The sequence below is a fragment of the Tabrizicola sp. M-4 genome (genome assembly GCF_051132405.1).
Classification (GTDB): Bacteria; Pseudomonadota; Alphaproteobacteria; order Rhodobacterales; family Rhodobacteraceae; genus Paragemmobacter.
In genome coordinates this window covers 60,628-76,867 of the sequence record NZ_CP128607.1, presented here as the reverse complement: position 1 = coordinate 76,867, position 16,240 = coordinate 60,628, and the positions used below count along the sequence as shown (strand labels likewise).

The window sequence follows — 16,240 nt, the reverse complement described above, 5'->3', positions numbered from 1 at the left end:
GCTGGTTCGAAGAAGGGAAGTGTGGGATGCGTGTTATGGCATCAGCGACGTGTGATCAGGGCTACGCCTTATGATACACGCATTGCGCGATCAGATAAAAGTCATACGCATCCAGTAATCAGACAAATGATTAAAGAGATACGCCTTGCGCAATAGGAATTGCGCGAGATGGTCTCTGATATCCGCAGTCTGGGTTCGGATTAAAGAGATGTGATTTAGGATAAAAGATTTCAGCGATCGGCATTCAGAAAAATGGGATCGTCGATACGCGAAGTGAGGAAGTGGGTCATGGGTTACGGAATACGGGTTGTGTTGGTGATGAACAGGAAGGGAGGATCGGGCAAGAGTACGCTCTGCCGCGCCCTTGCTTCTGCCGGAGCAAGTCGCGGCGAGACGGTTACGATCTTCGACACGGATGCCTCGAAGTCTTGCCTAAAGTGGATGCAGGCGGGGCAAGAGGCCGGGAACTGGTCACCCCTTGTCGAGGTGATCCACACGCTTGACGCGCACCGGGTCGTCGAGGCGATTGACCAGATCTATGAACAGCCGGACCAGGAGCATCTGATCCTGATCGACACCTTCGGCGGCGGGTCAGAGGCACAGGATGTGCTGGCCGTTGCCGCCCATCGGATCATCTGCCCGATGATGCTCTCGCGCGGCGATCTCAGCGAGACACTTGAGACCGCCAGCTGGTATCTGAAGCTGCGAAGCCGAGTCGACAACCCGGATGAGCTCGCCGGCTTCTCTGTGGTGTTCAGCCGCGTTCAAGTCAGACTCTCTGAAGCCGAGCGCGCGGTGGCGGATGAACTTTTCCGGTCGTTGCCCGCGTGCGAAGCCTGGCTGTCCAGTCGCAGCGCCTATGTCCGAATGGACAAGGAAGGGCTCCTCGGCCCGATCGCAGACAAGACGCCAAACCGAGGGCTGGCGGCGCATTTGCATACGGCCGTGAAGGAGGCCGGGGAGCTTCTCGACGAAATTGATCAGTTGATCGCGGCACCGGCGGAGGTCGCATAATGGCACCGCGTAAAGATCAGATGCGGATCATCCGTCAGGACGCAGGATTCTCGGCGAAGCTCGGGTTCGGTGGAATGTCTACGCCCCCGGCGGAAGTCGACAGGCCAAGCCCGGCGCTGCCGACGCTGTCCGATTCCAGGTCAGAGGCGAAGCCCGAGTTGCCACCCATTGCGGCCGTCAACTCCCAGGTCGCGCCCCCCTGTGATCACGATGGTCCGTGTGCCCGCATTCGGGAAGGAGCTCGGAAAGAGGAGGGGGACCTTCCGGGATCGACAGACCTTCCCAGGCAGGCTGCGGTGCCGGGCTCAGGATCGGCGGCGCGTGGGCAAGTTGTCTATGTCGCAGTGTCCTTGACGTCCCGGCAAGCACGCTTGGCAGAAACCTGGGCCGCAGTGGCGCGATGCTCGGTCCAGTTCCTGATCCGCCGTGTGGCGCAGGGACTGCGTGATCAGGTTTTTGACGATTGGGAGCGCGATGGCATGCCGGAAGTCAATGAGCCTCGCGGGGCGCGCGGCAAGCATCCAACAAGCGTGACATTGACCTTGCGACCGGCTTTCGCGGCCGACCTGGCGGCCCGACACGATCCGCTTGGATTCCTGGGATTGGCACGGGTCATGGGCCCAGCCTTCCGTGCGCGGTTCCAGGAGGCATTCGACATGGCTCTGGACAAGGCGCCGCTTCAAACAAAACCCGAGGGAGACGAAAAATGACCAACCAGAAAACGGAACCCCTCGAACCTGCCACGCAGTCCACCGAGATTGGTGTTGGCACGCCTGTGGAATGGATGATCGACCCGGATCAGCGCGAGAACATACTTGGGGTTACCTATGAGTTCAGCAATACCGGCGAACGCAAGACCGTCTGGTACACTCCAAACAAGAGACGCGCGAAGAGCTTCGTTGTCGTGGATGTCCCACACTCGCGGGATGTCGCAACCGTCTGACACTGGCAGGCCGCTAGGGGGCAACCCCTTGGTCGCCAGTGTACGCGGTCAGAACGGCAACCCATCAAGTTTCCGAATCGATCCGCTGGTTTCGATTCAGAAACGCAATTGGACTTGGAAAGCGTTAGGACGGATTCTGTGCGGGGGAGGACCACCATGGCTCTGGCACATCTGCACCGCATCGATCCCGAGGCCAACATGGCGCGGTTTTACCGTGTCGATATCGCGCCGACACTGTTCGGGGAGGTTTGTGTCATACGGACTTGGGGCAGGATTGGAACGCGAGGTCGGACATGTATCGAGACTTGGGAATCTGCCGCCGAGGCAGAGAGGGCAGCCGTCCGGACCCTTCGTCAGAAGGCGCGTCGCGGGTATCTGCTTACCCGCCCAATGCATCGATGAGTTATAGACCTTTCGCCTACCGCGCAGGCTTATCCTGCAGACGTCGGTCGCGTGCGGTGGTTGAAAACACATCCCATAACGACTATGGTGCTCCAACGGACTACCGGCGGAGAAAATGATGGGCGTACACAAGCAGAGTGTCAGCTTCACGGATGCAGCGTTCAACTTCGCTCGCGAGTTGGTTGAAAGTGGTGAGTATCCGAACATCAGCGCCGCAGTTTCAGGAGAGATGGCTCGCGCGCGGGCATCGCGGGAGAGAGAGCGTCTGCTCTTCGAAGCCGAAGTCCAGCGGCGCCTCGCGCTTCCCCTTGATGCCTGGGAACCTGTTTGCACGGGAGAAAGCATCACGTCAGGCGCGCGCGCGCATCTTGCTCGACTTGCAAAGGCTGCCGGTGGCACCGCTGCCTGATGCGCATCGTTCGACATCCCCTGGTCGACCAGGACCTTGCCGCTTTGGTTGATCACATCGTCGAAGTGACCGGCGGAGACTTCGACGCCGCTGGCAGGCGCCTTGATGAGATCGATGAACTTATCGCCGACATCTCTGCCAACCCGATGTCAGGTGTTCGCTTGGCGCCACCGCTGGACGGATGGCTGGTCCGCCATGGCGGCCGCGGCCATCGTCTTACCGTCGTGTTTCGTGCAGAACCTACCCAGAACTGCGTCTTTGTCGCTCTTGTTGCCTTCGGCGGGCAGGACTGGATGACCGCAGGCAAGACGAGGAAGTCCTTCAGCGGATGACCGAGGTGTGCCGCGGCCGGAGGGGCGTGAGCGACAGTTCTACTTTGCGCGTACAGAGCTGTGTCGCATAATGAAGATTATGTAATCTTTTCTCCTGAATCATGGCCCATAGTTGCCTTGAAGCACAGTCTCCCAAATATCGTCGAAATATTTGCCCGCTTTGAAGACGTTGATGGGTGCGAAGTTGGTCAACGAGTACTTTAACTGACACCGGCGGACCGGAAAGGCCCGCCGAGTCGTCGCGGCCTCAAAGATGACGATCCACAGAATCCCGAAGCTTGGCCCTCAATTTTTCACCATGGCCCTGAACTGCATCATCGTAGTAGATCCGGTGAATGTTGAAGGTGGCCGCACTGGCAACAATGGGCGAGATTGAAGCGATGTCCACAATCTTGCCGCCTACCTCGACGTTCATCTGCTGCGCTGTACCATTGATTATGTTCAGCGGCTTATAGATGGGGCGGTCATATTTGTCATAGTAGCAGCCTTCGATCCAAATTTCCTGATCGTCAGAGACCTCAGCAGCGACCGCTTGGCAGACGCCGTGAAGGAGTGCCACCCGTTCTACAGCATTCAGTTTCTGAACACTGGATTTGGACGCTGCGACCTCATCGGCCATCTTCCAAATATCGAGCATCGGATAGATTCTTCGTTCAGCGATCCGGCGAGCAATTGTGCTGATCGAAGGGTCGCGAGCTTCCTTCAATTGGTACAGCGATCCCCAGAACAAAGTATCGTCGAGAAGTAGCGCATTTTCCAGATTGTCAGGCTCTTTGAAAAACCGCGCGAACGGGTGATCGGGACCTAGTCCGGTGTCAGTCACTGCACCTTTGGCGATGAGTTCGAACACCCGGCTCATCAGCAAGGCGAACATATACTCTAAACCGCGGGTACGTTTGTGCAGATAGATGGTCGGGTACAGCTGGAACAGCGTTACCGTGAACTGTTCGAGTGAGATATAGGCCTTGCTGTCAATATATAGGAACTCGCCGCTTTCGCTATTTCCCTTCCTGAGGTTTCGTATCAACCAATCCAGGTCGATGCTACCTGACGAAACCCCCGCAAAGTAGGGATCACGCTTAGCGTAGTCGAGACGATCGGCATCAAGTTGGCCAGAAACAATCGAAGTGTAGACGCATCCCTTCTGGCTCTTGAGAACCATATCGGCAACAAGCTGCGGAAATCCCTCTCCGCCCAACTTCGTCAAACTTGCGGCGATCGATGATTGCGTAATGATCTTGGGGCTGACCTTCTCATGATGGACAGCATCCAGCAGCCCTGGGCTTTCGGTCCTCTGCTCCGGGTTTCGCTCGAAATAGAACTCCATCGCCTTCTCGAAGGCATGACTGAACATTCCGTGGCCTACGTCGTGAAGCAGCGCCGCCGCTAGACAAGCCTGACCCTTTTCTGACCAATTTCCATTTCGGGCGTCGGGCTCGACAACTGAAAGCATCCGCCGGGCCACAGAATAGACGCCGAGAGAATGGGCGAACCGAGAATGAGTGGCCGATGGGAAAACATAGTCGGAAAACCCAAGCTGCTTGACACGCCGCAATCGTTGAAAGAACGGGTCCGAAAGCATGTCTTTCAATTCAAGTTCGGCCAGTCCTTCGAATTCGATAAACCCATGAATTGGGTCTTTGATCATTTTTGATGCCATTGTTAGTCAGGATCCTCGATCTGTGATTAGGAATCTGTTCGCCTAGATCATTGAAATGTAGCTATCACTTCACAGCATATTGACAACACCGGCGTTCGGCGCATGGTTTAGTTATTGACGGCCGGCATTGCGAATTTCAAAATACAATTGACCCCATGGAAACATCGACTGCAACTCAGCATTAGATGCTCAATCTATCTTCAAAGTATCGGCAACCCATCTAAACCCGCACTGGAATTTCAACAACTGGTCGAAACGCTTCAAGGGTGGTCGAGTACTTCCTCACGACTTGATCGTATAAATCTCTGGCGCTCTTGGCGCGGATGGTCACCGCCAAGGCATAAGGCAGTTGTTGGTCGGGCGCAAAGTTTCTCCCCTCGAGCCGCGCGTTGTAGTGGAGGTCAAAACATGGATTGTTCAATGACTTACCTAAGAACCGTCGTTGTGCATGCAGACAGTTTTCCCACTTCCAAGCATCGCGCCGCAGTTCCTCCTCTTCGCCGGTACTCTCAGGCTTACTGAAGAAAGAAGCGGTATTAGCATGAACTTGACTGGCATCTCGGAATTTACCGTCGTGAGGGCGGAAAGTGACCTCCAACCCAGCGCGCGTGTAATTTCCCGGGTGGTGTGGATCTGTCAAAGATTTGTAGCAGAGCGTGCCCGTGATCTCGACGTAACCCTTCAGTGTTCCGTCAGGAAGAGGGATGGCTGCGCGGAGATACTTTGCAGGCGATATGTTGCCCTGGTAAATCACTCGGATAGTGTCGTCATCACACATCACGATATCTTCCAAGCGGCGGGCAACCCGACCCCAACCGACATCCTTCATGTCGTGGTCAATAAACTCTGCAGTGTGCACCAACAGCGTGCGGGTTCCCAACAAACTTATATTTGGCCCAATATGTGCTTTAACGCCTGCACCCAAGCGCAGCAACGAGGGAGCTGCAAAGGAGGTTCCGCCTGTAGCATCAAGTTGTCTTCCATCTTGGTCAGAAACGACCAAAAATGGACGCTGCATTGAACCGCCAAAATCAACCAAGTCGGGTTTGATGAGGCCTGGGCTGCGGCCAGGGCCAACTGAGCTGTAAGCCGCTCTTTTCCAGCCGTCGTCAGGGCGATCACACGCGCCCACGGCAAGTGCATTCACGCAGTCCGCCGGTACTTGGATGCGATTATGCCCCAGGGTTGCATCACCCTCTCCATCATTTCCTACAGCGATAGTGGCCAATGTGTCTGTGCGGGACAGTCGGTCATCCAACACTGCGGTCCAGGCATGTACGTCGTCATCTTCGATCGGCAACTGTGGTCCTAGACTCAAATTGATTAAGTCATACTCCGTACTATTGAGAACCCGATCAATGCGCTCCAATACTTCGTAAAGTTCGTACTTGTTCTGCCCTGGCTCCGCATCGAGGACCCGATAATGATCCACGTTCGCGTAAGGCCTCGGCGCTGGTGACCCAGGCTCAAGATGGCCAAACAGAAAGGCTGAAGTTACGCCTACGCCATGCTTAGTGAACTCGTGATAGCGGCGGCCTACGCCTGTCGCATCAATCGGGGTAGCCCAAGCCGTGACAGCGTGATTGTCGGGCAAACCACCGTCGAAGATGGCAACCCTCAAATTCGGGTCGATTGCAGGCTCGGTAGGAAGTTCCGTCGCGACTGACGGCATTCCAGCTGTCCTTACCGCAGGTCGGAACATCCGAAGTGGCGGCATTTCTCGGATCGCTCGTACTAAGGAAAAGTTTGCTATCAAGGGCGCAAGTTCCGCTGGCGCGTCAAGCTCAATAAAGCAAAGACCACCAGCGTAAAAGCGATGATCTAGGCCTGCTCGCACCCCTAAGCCAAGCAAGTATTGCTGGAATGTCGCAACCGTGAAGCGCTCCCCCGCCAACTCGTCAGCGTGCAGGACCACTTCAAAAACGACTTTACCTTTCGAAGCAGGGTGGCCCTTGATTTTGTCGTTGGCCGAAGGAGCTGAAATCTGCTCGATAGCGACGAGGTCGTTTGCACCGTTGGTTTCAATAACCCAATCCGGCAACGATCGATGCCACGAGCGAAATTTTTCCTTGTCGCCAATGACGAAGAATTCAGTCGTCAGCACTGGTTCAGGCGCCCGCTCTTTGGAACGCTTCTCCGGCGTAATACGCCTTGGTCGGCTTCCGACCGGCGACAACCCTGTCACCTTAAAAAGTTCATGGGGGTAGTACGACTTGGCTATATACTCTGGGTTAATTGTTAGAGAGGCCACAGCTTGGCCACCAGGGCAAGCGGCATCAGGCAAAGCGTCGATATGCTCAATAGTTGCAGCCAACATCGGTAGTAAACGAGATTTTGCTTCCGCAAACGTATAGGGCGGCACCTTGTTCGGTGGCCCCGATCTTACAATCACCGCTTCGGTAAGACGTTCTCCACGACCAAGAAGAAAATTCCGTTTAGCCATTCATCATACCACTCTGCCGAGGGCGCATTTCTGTATTGGATCGAGTTCGGATTGTGTCGCGAGAAACCCCTGTCAGTTCATGGGCAGCGCGCTGCGAGGCAAGACCGCTTTCCACCAGTTTCGTAGCCAAAACGATCCGATCCGCCTTGTTCAATTGATCACCCTTGATCAATGCGGCGATGTGGTCGTCAATGGACGATTTCGAAATGGCCGCCGCTCGTCTGGCAGAAAGCAAATCGCGCTCTATGTCGCTAAAAGAGCGCCCTTTGAAAGCAAGTGCGAGAATTTCAGCCCATTTTCGCTCGTCACTAACCCGACCTTTAAGCATCGCCTGAACAAACACGCGGATGGCTGCATCGTCGGGTAACGGAAATTCCACCGCCACGTCGAACCGGCGCCAAATTGCGGGGTCCAGTAATTCGGGGTGATTTGTGGCAGCCAACAACACCCCACTTGACGGCCAATCGTCGATCTCTTGAATTAGTACAGTAACAAGACGTTTAAGTTCGCCAAGCTCGCCCGTATCGTCTCGGCGCTTCGCGATCGCATCAAGCTCATCAAGAAGCAAGACGCAGTCAGTGGACTTGGCATAGTCCAACACGTGCCGAAGGTTGGTGCCGGTCCGCCCCAAATAGCTACTCATAACTGCTGCGAGGTCTAGCACAACGAGGGGTCGCCCCATCGATCGCGCAACCCAACGCGCTGCCAGCGTCTTGCCGACGCCAGGAGGACCAGTAAAAATTGCGGACTTGGTAGGTTCCAAGTCGTCATCTAGTAGTGCCTGACTGTGCTTCCGCTCATCCACAAGGCGCGTGAGCAGACGATTAACATTGTCCGACAAGACTGGCTCATGATCGATTGCAGGACGCTCCTCGACACGCAGCAGGTGAAATCTAGTGTCAACGTCCACGGGGAGGGCAGCCTCGGTCTGCCCTCGAAGCGGGGACGAGCGTGTAGGAGCCTCTCGCAACAAAGCGGTGACCTGCTCGGCAAGGTTCGGAGCCACTTCGCGGTAGCCCTTTGCGATCTTCCGAAGGAGCAAATGTACATCTTGCGGTCGCCCGGAAAGCGCTACGCGCGCAAGGTGGATTAGATCCGTTTCAATATTCTGCATGTCACCCATCGGGATCCGCCACCCCTTCTCTAGGCGCAGGCATAGCTCCAGCATGGACGAAAATCTACAAAATAAAGAACTATCTTCCGAAAATCTCATAAGATATTGTTTTTACGTATATTTCTTGTGGCCTATATTGGCGATACGCCCCTTTCTACTTCGCCACAATCGGCGCAGGCATCGCAAAGTCATCCAAAGCATAGACCAGGATGAGGATGTTAAATGTGGTGTCTAGGGCCTCGCCGATCACGATTTGTCTCTCGCCATTGCGGTCAACAACCGCAAACTCCGTGGGGCTGGTCATTCTGCGTCCGATTGGAAGCAGCTTTGCAAACGGGTGGTCTGCCGTGATTGCAGTATCCGCAGGAAGACCAAAACGCGTCAAGAAGCTCGGCGAGGCCTCGATCCGGCGAACATCAGCCGTAAACCCACTCATACCGAAGGTTGGTCGCTCCAAGACATACACCAAACATGCCCGCCTATTTGTTCGCGCGAACTCGCGGGCTGATGCATAGACCGACGCGCCAAACTTTCTTGACAGCCTTGTCACACTCTTGATCTCGAGGGCATGATCATCTGCCATCTTGGCGAACGTGCCACCTTGAAACAGCGTGTATCGCGCGAAGTTGTTTGCCTCGCGTTCGAATTGGTCAGCAATGTCAGGACGGAGGGTCTGCGCGCAATCCTGAAAGAAGCGGAAGATTTTGCGGTGCGCAGGCAGTTCATGATGGCCGGCTTCGTGTAGCTTCAGAAAGGTTTGACGAGACGCAGTAACAGTCGGATCAATGTGTATGGTCTTCTCTTCTGGGTCGTAGAGGCCCAAAATCTTCTCGATTGCAGATTTAATCACTTGGCCAGCTTGCGCTCCTTTAACGCGAGCATAGGCCATGATCGCAACCGGATCGAAGGCACTGGAGGCGGCCACCTTGAGTTGCGCCGCCTCCATCAAGTCGTCAACTCGCGTCGGAAACCGACCCCAAGCATCGGCACGATCAAGCAACTGTTTCGCGCGCACCTCGACAAACCGACGGTCCTCCGCGCCGAGGGAGCTATCGTCAGCCTTTGGCATTCACTTTCGGCTCCGAATGAACTGAAGGTACTTCATAAGCTCAGCCTCTTCCTCGTCAGAAAGATTGTGCTCAGCGAAGGTAGCAACCCTGCCATGCCGTTCGCCCTTTGCCTTCGTGGCGACAACATACCCCGCCATCTCCATCAATCGCTCATAGCTGATCTTGTATACTTTCGAGAGCGCCAAGAGCACGTTTGGGGAAGGCTTTCTGATCTTGTCGTTCTCGATCTGACTGAGGTACGCATTCGATACTTCTTTTGCAGTGGCCGTCTCGACGTCACGCAGAGTGAGGGTACGATCTCGGCGGATCGACGCGAGATACTGGCCCAAAGAGTGGGTCACGGATGTCCTCTCGTTAAGTTTCTCCAGCATTCCATTCCTCCTCGTTACGGCCTGGAAGCCCGTAAATTATAGACTTTTCGCTTGATTTGTCAAGCGTACTAATTCTGCTTGACACATCAAGCACGCTTGCAGCATGATGCACTTATCGACCGGAACTACTTCTGTCGACATACAAACAGGATCCAAAATGAAGACGACGACGATCAACGGCCCGGACAAGGATCTGGGTGAAGAGCAGGTTCTCGATGAGATCATTGATATCGAGGAGTACGCGCGAGCCGGGAAACAGCCGCCGCTCGCAAAGGGATACCGCCTGACGATCAACGGCAAGCCCTATGTCATCACGAAGCCCATGCCGACCGGCCTGGAGATCCTGACGCTTGCCAATCTGCTGCCGGGTAAGGACTACACGCTCCGCGTGAAGGCCGCCGGCGAAGCGCCTCAGAAAGTCGGCCTCGACGAACATGTCGACCTTCGCAAGAAGGGGGTCGAGAAGTTCAAGGCACTGCCGCGCGACCAGACGGAGGGCTAATACCATGTCTCTTCGTCGCCAGTTCCGGCTGCCCGCGGAGGACGAGCAGTTCCTCGACGACTACGGCCTGCCTTGGGAAACCGTCATTGACGGTTCCCCTTGGCTCCTGATCCACAATTGGCCGACCCCAAAGGGGTACACCGAGTCCAACGTGTTGGCGGCCATCAGAATCGAGACTGGCTACCCAGATGTTGGACTCGATATGGTCTACGTTTTCCCGCACCTGAAGCGCGTGGACGGCAAGTTGATCGGCTGCGCCGACGCCCTTCAATCCATCGAAGGCAAATCCTTTCAGCGTTGGTCAAGGCACCGTACGCCTCAGAATCCGTGGATGCCCGGCGTGGACAGTATCGCAAGCCACATCTTCCTCATCGAGGATTGGTTCGAGCGGGAGTTTGAGAAATGATCCCAGTGACTCTTGCCATGTCTGGCGACCAGCACACACACTTGCAGAGCTTTCTTTTTCCAGGGGACGGCTTTGAGGCCGTTGCCATCCTCTTGTGCGGACGGCGCAATGGTGACAGGCGCCACCGCCTGACCGTTCGCGAAGTGCATGACATTCCCTATGATCAATGCGAACGCACACCAAAGAAGATCACCTGGCACACTGACGCCATCGCTGACATACTTGAACGTGCAACTGCAGAGAAATTGTCGGTTGTTAAGATTCATAGCCACCCGGGAGGCTATGCAAAGTTCTCAGGAATCGACGATGAAGGCGATGCGCGCCTTCTGCCCATGGTTAAGGGCTATGTCGAAGCCGACGTGCCGCATGGTAGCGTCGTTATGCTGCCGAATGGTGAAATGTTTGGACGGGTGCTTGGTGACGACGGCACCATGCGGGACTTGGCCAGCATCAGTGTTGCTGGCGATGATCTCATGTTCTGGTATCCCAACAGCGGTAACCTTGCGGCGCCTTCGTTCGTAGCTTCGCATGCGCAGGCATTCGACTTGGGCACGATTGAGCGCATGCAACGAATGTCCTTCGCGGTAGTCGGCGCGTCGGGCACTGGCAGCCCAGTCTTCGAACAGCTGATGCGCCTTGGTGCAGGCGAAATTGTTGCGGTCGACGATGACGTCACCGAAGAGCGCAACATCAACCGAATCCTGAATTCCACCTTGGAAGATGCTGCCGAGCAGCGGATGAAAGTTGATGTCCTTGCAGCCGCTGCGGCGCGGGCGGGACTTGGCACCAAGGTTATTCCGATCCGAAAAAGCCTCTGGGATGCCGATGTCATCAGGGCGGTTGCGCAGTGCGATGTTGTCTTTGGCTGCATGGATACCGTCGATGGGCGCTACCTGCTCAACGCCCTTTCGACACATTATCACATCCCTTACTTTGACATCGGCGTGCGTCTAGACGCAGTGCGTGACGGGCCAGAAGAAGGCCGCATCAGTGAAGCATGCGGCACCGTGAACTACCTTCAACCTGGTCGGTCTTCGCTCATGAGTCGCGGCTTGTTCAGTATGGCTGACGTGGCTGCAGCTGGTCTCAGGCGCCAGGATCCGACCGCGCATGACCGTCAAGTCAAGGATGGCTACATTCGTGGTGCTGTCGGTCATCGTCCCGCGGTGATCAGCGTCAACATGCTTGCTGCCTCTCTTGCTGTGAACGAGTTCCTCGCTCGCCTCCATCCCTACCGCGAAGCTCCTAATCGTCGCCATGCAGAGGTCACATTCAGTCTCGCGAGCATGGAACTATTTTCAGAGGCAGAACATGGCGTCTGCCCCATCCTCGTGCGCAAAGTCGGTCGAGGTGATGTTGAACCGATCTTGGGCCAAATTGAACTTACGGAGCGAAAAAGTGACTAACTGGATCAGATTGGTCTGCGCTAGGCTTGGGGTCCGACTGCATCTCCTAAAACGGCGGGTAATCACCTGGCTCAATCCACCCTACCGAACAATAGAGGTTGACGGCAGCCTGCCATCTCAGTTGAAGAAGAATACACTCTATATCGTTGCAGAAGATGGTTTTCAGGAGCAAGCCGCTATGCTCTGCCCGTGCGGGTGCGCCCAAATACTGCACCTGAACCTGTTGCCGGATGAGCGCCCTGTGTGGCGTGTATTGCGCAATAGAGATGGCACGACCTCGCTGCGTCCATCGGTCTGGCGGAAGAGGGGCTGCCATTCACATTTCTGGTTTCGCGACAGTCGAGTGATCTGGGTCAATGACCTTCACAAATGAAACATCACAGAAGGCAGGTTCTACGCTAGATACACCGAGCAGATTTCGGTGGAAGCTTTGCGGCGAAAGCGGACCGCGCATGCGCCCATGGAAGCTCCGCTCCTGGCCCGGCGGGTGATCCCCGCCGGGCCAGGATGTTGGTCGTCTCAGAAGCCGACCTCGTCGTCGCGATCGACCAGCTCGGGCGCATCTCCCTCGGCGGTCTTCGGGCGGCTGAGGAAGTCGATCTTCTCGGCGATGATCTCGCAGCCGTAGCGGTCGACGCCCGCCGCATCGGTCCACTTCGTGTAGTGGATGCGGCCCTGCACCAGGACCTTCATGCCCTTCTCGCAGTTCTCGGCGACCGACTTGCCCAAGCCGTTGAAGCAGGTGATGCGGTGCCATTCGGTGTCCATCACACGGTAGCCGTGCTCGTCGCGGACCGCGCGGCCTTCGGAGAGGCGGGGGCGCGAGGTGGCGAGAGTGAAGTGGGTGATCTTCGTGCCGCCTTGGGTGGTGCGAGCCTCCGGGGCCTGACCGATGTTGCCGGCGAGGATGACGATGTTCTGCATGGTGGTTCTCCTGAGATTTCGCTGAAGGGACCATCCCTTCGACAAGACCCGGCAGAAGCCTGTCGGGAGACGTCCGCACGGGAGACAAAGGAACCCGAAAACCCCCGAGGGCCCGGGGCGGCGCGGGCAGCCCTAGCACAGGGCAACACGGCCCGGGCAGGAGTTGGGGTTGCGGGCAGGAAACCGAACAGGCTTAGGGGATTGTCAGTCGAAGGGAATGTGCCTCAGCCGGATCACAGGGGGAGAGACCCAAGCAGACACCCTCAGACCGATCTCATCCGGCAATGTCAGGACCAAGGGGAAAGAACCCGGGAAAGGGACAAAGGGATCACCACACCCACCCGAGCCCCCTGCCCTGCTCGTCTTTTGCCGCGCGTTTCAAACCGAGCCCCAAGCTGATCGTGATCCCGAGGGGCACGGCATCTACAGGCTTTCAACGCAGGAGCCGGTCGTTGTTGATGCTGCGTCTGGTGAAGGGTCTGGGCAAAGAGCCGCTATCACTTTGATATGCAGAGACTGAGCTGGACCGCGTCACGCGTCGGGCCAGAGATCGTCGACCGGAAAAGGTCGACCCCCGGCTGGCAGGGCGGCTAAAGGTAGGTGAGCAGGCGACGCGTCAAGGGAACGACTCGGCGGATTCCGCTCGAGACCACTTAGTACCTGGCGATCAAACCTGCTTGGTGACGATGGCAGAGATTCAATGTTGAGGTGAGAAGGACGCCCGCGCATTCTGCGCTGAAATCGCATTTTCAGGGGGCACAATGAATCCGGTCGTAATCGTTGCTTTGGTATGGTTCGCGCTCGCCCCGATCTTTATGGTTCTGTGGCTGATCGCCAGGCGAAAATTGAAGCAGAAGACCAGTGAGGCCGAGACCGCTGCAAGGACCCACAAAGAGGCGTCTGCCAAACTAATGGCGGACCACGAGGCGACCAAGGCGAAATACTCTGGGATCATTTCCCAAGAGGCCGAGGTAGCGCGTCTGCAAGGTATCGCCGCATCGCTCACGTCGGACATCGAGCGGCTCCGTGCCTCCTATGCCGAAAAGCGGGCCTTGTTCGACCGGCTGGAGAGCCAGGCCGCCATCTATGACGAACGCTTGGCCTTTGCCGAATTGGGCCTCTACGAGCCGCATTTCGATTTCACCGACAGCGAGGATTTCAAGGCAAAGATCGTCGAAGTTCGGGACCGCCAGAAAGCGATGGTCTCGGCCAAACAGGCGGCCCTTTGCCCGACGGAATGGACCGTGGACGGCAGCAAAGCCAAGGGCGCGACGATGATCAATCGTCAGATGCGGCTCACTATGCGGGCTTTCAATAACGAGTGCGAAGCAGCAATCGCCAATGTCCGTTGGAACAACGTCGTCGCGATGGAGAAGCGCGTCCTGGCGGCGGCCGCTTCCATCGACAAGGAAAACACGTCGATGAAGCTGTCGCTCAACGATCGGTTCGTCGCGCTGAAGATCGAGGAACTTCGTCTCACCCACGAGTATCGAGAGCAGCTCAAGCGCGAGAAGGAAGAGCGCGCCGAAATGGCCCGGGCCGAAAAGGAAGAGAAGAAGCTGTTGGCGGAGGCCGAAGCCGCCGAGCGGGAGGAGGCCAAGTATCAGGCGTTGCTGGAGAAGGCTCGGAAAGAGGCGAATGGCGAGGGCAACGCACAACGGATCGCCGAGTTGGAAGCGGCCCTGGCGGCGGCGCATCTTGCCAGTGAGCGCGCTCGTGCCATGGCAGAAATGACCAAGTCCGGATATGTCTACATCATCTCGAACGTGGGCTCGTTTGGCGATGACGTCGTGAAAATCGGGCTGACCCGTCGGCTCGATCCCGATGACCGGGTCCGCGAACTCGGGGACGCAAGCGTGCCCTTTAGCTTCGACACCCACGCCATGATCTACAGCGATGCGGCCCCGTCGCTGGAGGCCGCACTTCACAAAGAATTCGCTGAGAAGCGGATCAACATGTCGAACTTCCGGAAGGAATTCTTCAGGGTATCCTTGGACGAAGTGGAAGCAGCTGTCGGGCGCCTGGCGCCAACGGCTGGCTTCTTCAAGGATCGGGAAGCGCAAGAATGGCACGAAACCTTGGCCCGACGGAATGCCAGCTTGGCTGACATGCAGTCGGCAGCGGCGCGAGAACTGCCAGCGTCGATCTGAATGACTTCTCCCGGGGCGAATGGCCTTTCGCCCCGAAAGAGATGGTTGGTGGGCTCACGCCCCCCTCTCGAACTTCACCACCGGGATGCCCAGCTTCTTTGCCTTGTCGGCGAGGTTCTCCTGGATGCCATTGCCCGGAAAGACGAGGACGCCCACGGGCAGGACGTCGAGCATGGCGTCGTTGCGCTTAAAGGGCGCGGCCTTGGCGTGCTTGGTCCAGTCAGGCTTAAAAGCCACCTGCGTCACGCCGCGGGCTTCGGCCCATTTGGCGGCGATGAGCTCTGCGCCCTTCGGGCTTCCACCGTGCAAAAGGACCATGTCGGGATACTTGGCCCGGACCTGATCGAGCTTACCCCAGATCAGGCGGTGATCGTTGAAGTCGGTCCCACCGGTAAGGGCAACCTTGGGGCCAGCGGGCAGCATCACCTCGGTCTCGGCGCGGCGTTTGGCGGCGAGGAAATCGCGGCTGTCGATCAGGGCGGCGGTAAGGTGCTGATGGTTCACCTTTGAGCCAGTGCGGGGCCGCCAGGTCGACCCCGTGTGATGCCAAAACTCGGAGGCGGCGTGATCGCGCATCATGTCCATACAGTTCCGCCGTTCGGTGAGGGTCAGGCCCTCGGCCGTCAGACGCTCGAGTTCGGTGGATTTCACCTCGGAACCGTCCTGCTCGCGCTGGAGGCGGCGCTGCGCCTGCTCGTTTTCGTCAAGCGACCGTTCGATCCTAGCGGTGGCACGGTGGAAGAGGTTGACCTGGCCCCAGAGCACTTCTTCGAGGTCGGGCTCCATGCGGGTGTCGGCCAGGCTCGCGACGAGGGCGTCGAAGATGTCGGCGACGGCACCCCGGAGGCGGTCTGCGTCGGGCATCGGGCGCGGATCGGGCTCGTCTTCAAAGGGACGGTAGCCGTAAAGCTGCAGCTCTTCCAGCGCGTGGGCGGTCTGGGATGCGGTGTGGCTGGGTTCGTAAGCGTCGTCGCGGGTTTGGAACGTCATCTTCTTCTTGCCTCCGGGCCTGTCTGGTCCGCGCGTCATCCCGCGCGGCCTTCATGGGCTGCGAAAGCCGTCACGGGGGAGGCCCCTTCACCCCGCTTTCGGGG

The 16,240-nt window shown here is 57.2% G+C and carries 18 protein-coding genes; 11 read left to right on the top strand and 7 right to left on the bottom strand.

All coding sequences use genetic code 11. From position 1 onward, the window contains the following. The first annotated feature begins 288 nt into the window (after positions 1 to 288). From TabM4_RS20305 to TabM4_RS20280, 6 genes are all read left to right on the top strand, one after another. The gene (locus tag TabM4_RS20305; RefSeq protein WP_434622619.1) at positions 289 to 1,014 is read left to right on the top strand and encodes a division plane positioning ATPase MipZ; all 726 of its coding nucleotides are present in this window, start codon (positions 289 to 291) and stop codon (positions 1,012 to 1,014) included. 371 nt (positions 1,015 to 1,385) lie between these two features. Continuing rightward, a complete protein-coding gene (locus TabM4_RS20300) occupies positions 1,386 to 1,724 on the top strand; it encodes a hypothetical protein (RefSeq protein WP_434622617.1) in 339 nt (112 codons plus the stop codon). Continuing rightward, a complete protein-coding gene (locus TabM4_RS20295) occupies positions 1,721 to 1,957 on the top strand; it encodes a hypothetical protein (protein WP_434622615.1) in 237 nt (78 codons plus the stop codon). The genes TabM4_RS20300 and TabM4_RS20295 overlap by 4 nt, the downstream gene beginning before the upstream one ends. Before the next feature lie 156 nt (positions 1,958 to 2,113). Further along, positions 2,114 to 2,359, top strand: a complete 246-nt coding sequence (locus tag TabM4_RS20290) for a WGR domain-containing protein (RefSeq protein WP_434622614.1) — start codon at positions 2,114 to 2,116, stop codon at positions 2,357 to 2,359. 115 nt (positions 2,360 to 2,474) lie between these two features. Then, positions 2,475 to 2,768: a hypothetical protein gene (locus TabM4_RS20285; protein ID WP_434622612.1), complete on the top strand. Its 294-nt coding sequence runs from the start codon at positions 2,475 to 2,477 to the stop codon at positions 2,766 to 2,768. Then, positions 2,768 to 3,100, top strand: coding sequence for a type II toxin-antitoxin system RelE/ParE family toxin (locus TabM4_RS20280; RefSeq protein ID WP_434622610.1), 333 nt, complete (start codon positions 2,768 to 2,770; stop codon positions 3,098 to 3,100). The genes TabM4_RS20285 and TabM4_RS20280 overlap by 1 nt, the downstream gene beginning before the upstream one ends. A 247-nt stretch (positions 3,101 to 3,347) precedes the next feature. Here the strand turns inward: TabM4_RS20280 and TabM4_RS20275 are convergent, their stop codons facing one another. From TabM4_RS20275 to TabM4_RS20255, 5 genes are all read right to left on the bottom strand, one after another. Next, positions 3,348 to 4,748: an HD domain-containing protein gene (locus tag TabM4_RS20275; RefSeq protein ID WP_434622608.1), complete on the bottom strand. Its 1,401-nt coding sequence runs from the start codon at positions 4,746 to 4,748 to the stop codon at positions 3,348 to 3,350. A gap of 232 nt (positions 4,749 to 4,980) precedes the next feature. Continuing rightward, positions 4,981 to 7,203: a S8 family peptidase gene (locus TabM4_RS20270; protein ID WP_434622606.1), complete on the bottom strand. Its 2,223-nt coding sequence runs from the start codon at positions 7,201 to 7,203 to the stop codon at positions 4,981 to 4,983. After that, entirely contained in the window at positions 7,196 to 8,371 is a 1,176-nt protein-coding gene (locus TabM4_RS20265) for an AAA family ATPase (protein WP_434622604.1), read from the bottom strand. Before TabM4_RS20265 ends, TabM4_RS20270 begins: the two co-directional genes overlap by 8 nt. Positions 8,372 to 8,471: 100 nt before the next feature. After that, positions 8,472 to 9,386 (bottom strand): ImmA/IrrE family metallo-endopeptidase, encoded by a 915-nt coding sequence (locus TabM4_RS20260; protein WP_434622602.1) that lies wholly within the window; start codon positions 9,384 to 9,386, stop codon positions 8,472 to 8,474. Next, on the bottom strand, positions 9,387 to 9,758 hold the full coding sequence (locus TabM4_RS20255) for a helix-turn-helix domain-containing protein (RefSeq protein ID WP_434622600.1): 372 nt from the start codon (positions 9,756 to 9,758) through the stop codon (positions 9,387 to 9,389). A 157-nt stretch (positions 9,759 to 9,915) separates the two neighbouring features. On the opposite strand from TabM4_RS20255, the gene TabM4_RS20250 reads away from it, so the two are divergent. Genes TabM4_RS20250 through TabM4_RS20235 form a run of 4 tightly spaced genes read left to right on the top strand, consistent with a single transcriptional unit; the run spans position 9,916 to position 12,445 of the window. After that, positions 9,916 to 10,260, top strand: a complete 345-nt coding sequence (locus TabM4_RS20250) for a multiubiquitin domain-containing protein (RefSeq protein ID WP_434622598.1) — start codon at positions 9,916 to 9,918, stop codon at positions 10,258 to 10,260. A 4-nt stretch (positions 10,261 to 10,264) separates the two neighbouring features. Then, the gene (locus TabM4_RS20245; protein WP_434622596.1) at positions 10,265 to 10,666 is read left to right on the top strand and encodes an E2/UBC family protein; all 402 of its coding nucleotides are present in this window, start codon (positions 10,265 to 10,267) and stop codon (positions 10,664 to 10,666) included. Then, positions 10,663 to 12,072 (top strand): ThiF family adenylyltransferase, encoded by a 1,410-nt coding sequence (locus TabM4_RS20240; protein WP_434622594.1) that lies wholly within the window; start codon positions 10,663 to 10,665, stop codon positions 12,070 to 12,072. Before TabM4_RS20245 ends, TabM4_RS20240 begins: the two co-directional genes overlap by 4 nt. Next, the gene (locus TabM4_RS20235) at positions 11,978 to 12,445 is read left to right on the top strand and encodes a DUF6527 family protein (RefSeq protein ID WP_434622592.1); all 468 of its coding nucleotides are present in this window, start codon (positions 11,978 to 11,980) and stop codon (positions 12,443 to 12,445) included. Before TabM4_RS20240 ends, TabM4_RS20235 begins: the two co-directional genes overlap by 95 nt. A gap of 146 nt (positions 12,446 to 12,591) precedes the next feature. Here TabM4_RS20235 and TabM4_RS20230 read toward each other — a convergent pair whose 3' ends face one another. Then, positions 12,592 to 12,996: a single-stranded DNA-binding protein gene (locus TabM4_RS20230; RefSeq protein WP_434622590.1), complete on the bottom strand. Its 405-nt coding sequence runs from the start codon at positions 12,994 to 12,996 to the stop codon at positions 12,592 to 12,594. A gap of 761 nt (positions 12,997 to 13,757) precedes the next feature. Here TabM4_RS20230 and TabM4_RS20225 point away from each other — a divergent pair. Further along, positions 13,758 to 15,146 (top strand): DUF4041 domain-containing protein, encoded by a 1,389-nt coding sequence (locus tag TabM4_RS20225; RefSeq protein ID WP_434622588.1) that lies wholly within the window; start codon positions 13,758 to 13,760, stop codon positions 15,144 to 15,146. Positions 15,147 to 15,200: 54 nt separating this feature from the next. Here the strand turns inward: TabM4_RS20225 and TabM4_RS20220 are convergent, their stop codons facing one another. Beyond that, positions 15,201 to 16,136, bottom strand: a complete 936-nt coding sequence (locus tag TabM4_RS20220; RefSeq protein WP_434622586.1) for a DUF2493 domain-containing protein — start codon at positions 16,134 to 16,136, stop codon at positions 15,201 to 15,203. Positions 16,137 to 16,240: the final 104 nt, after the last annotated feature.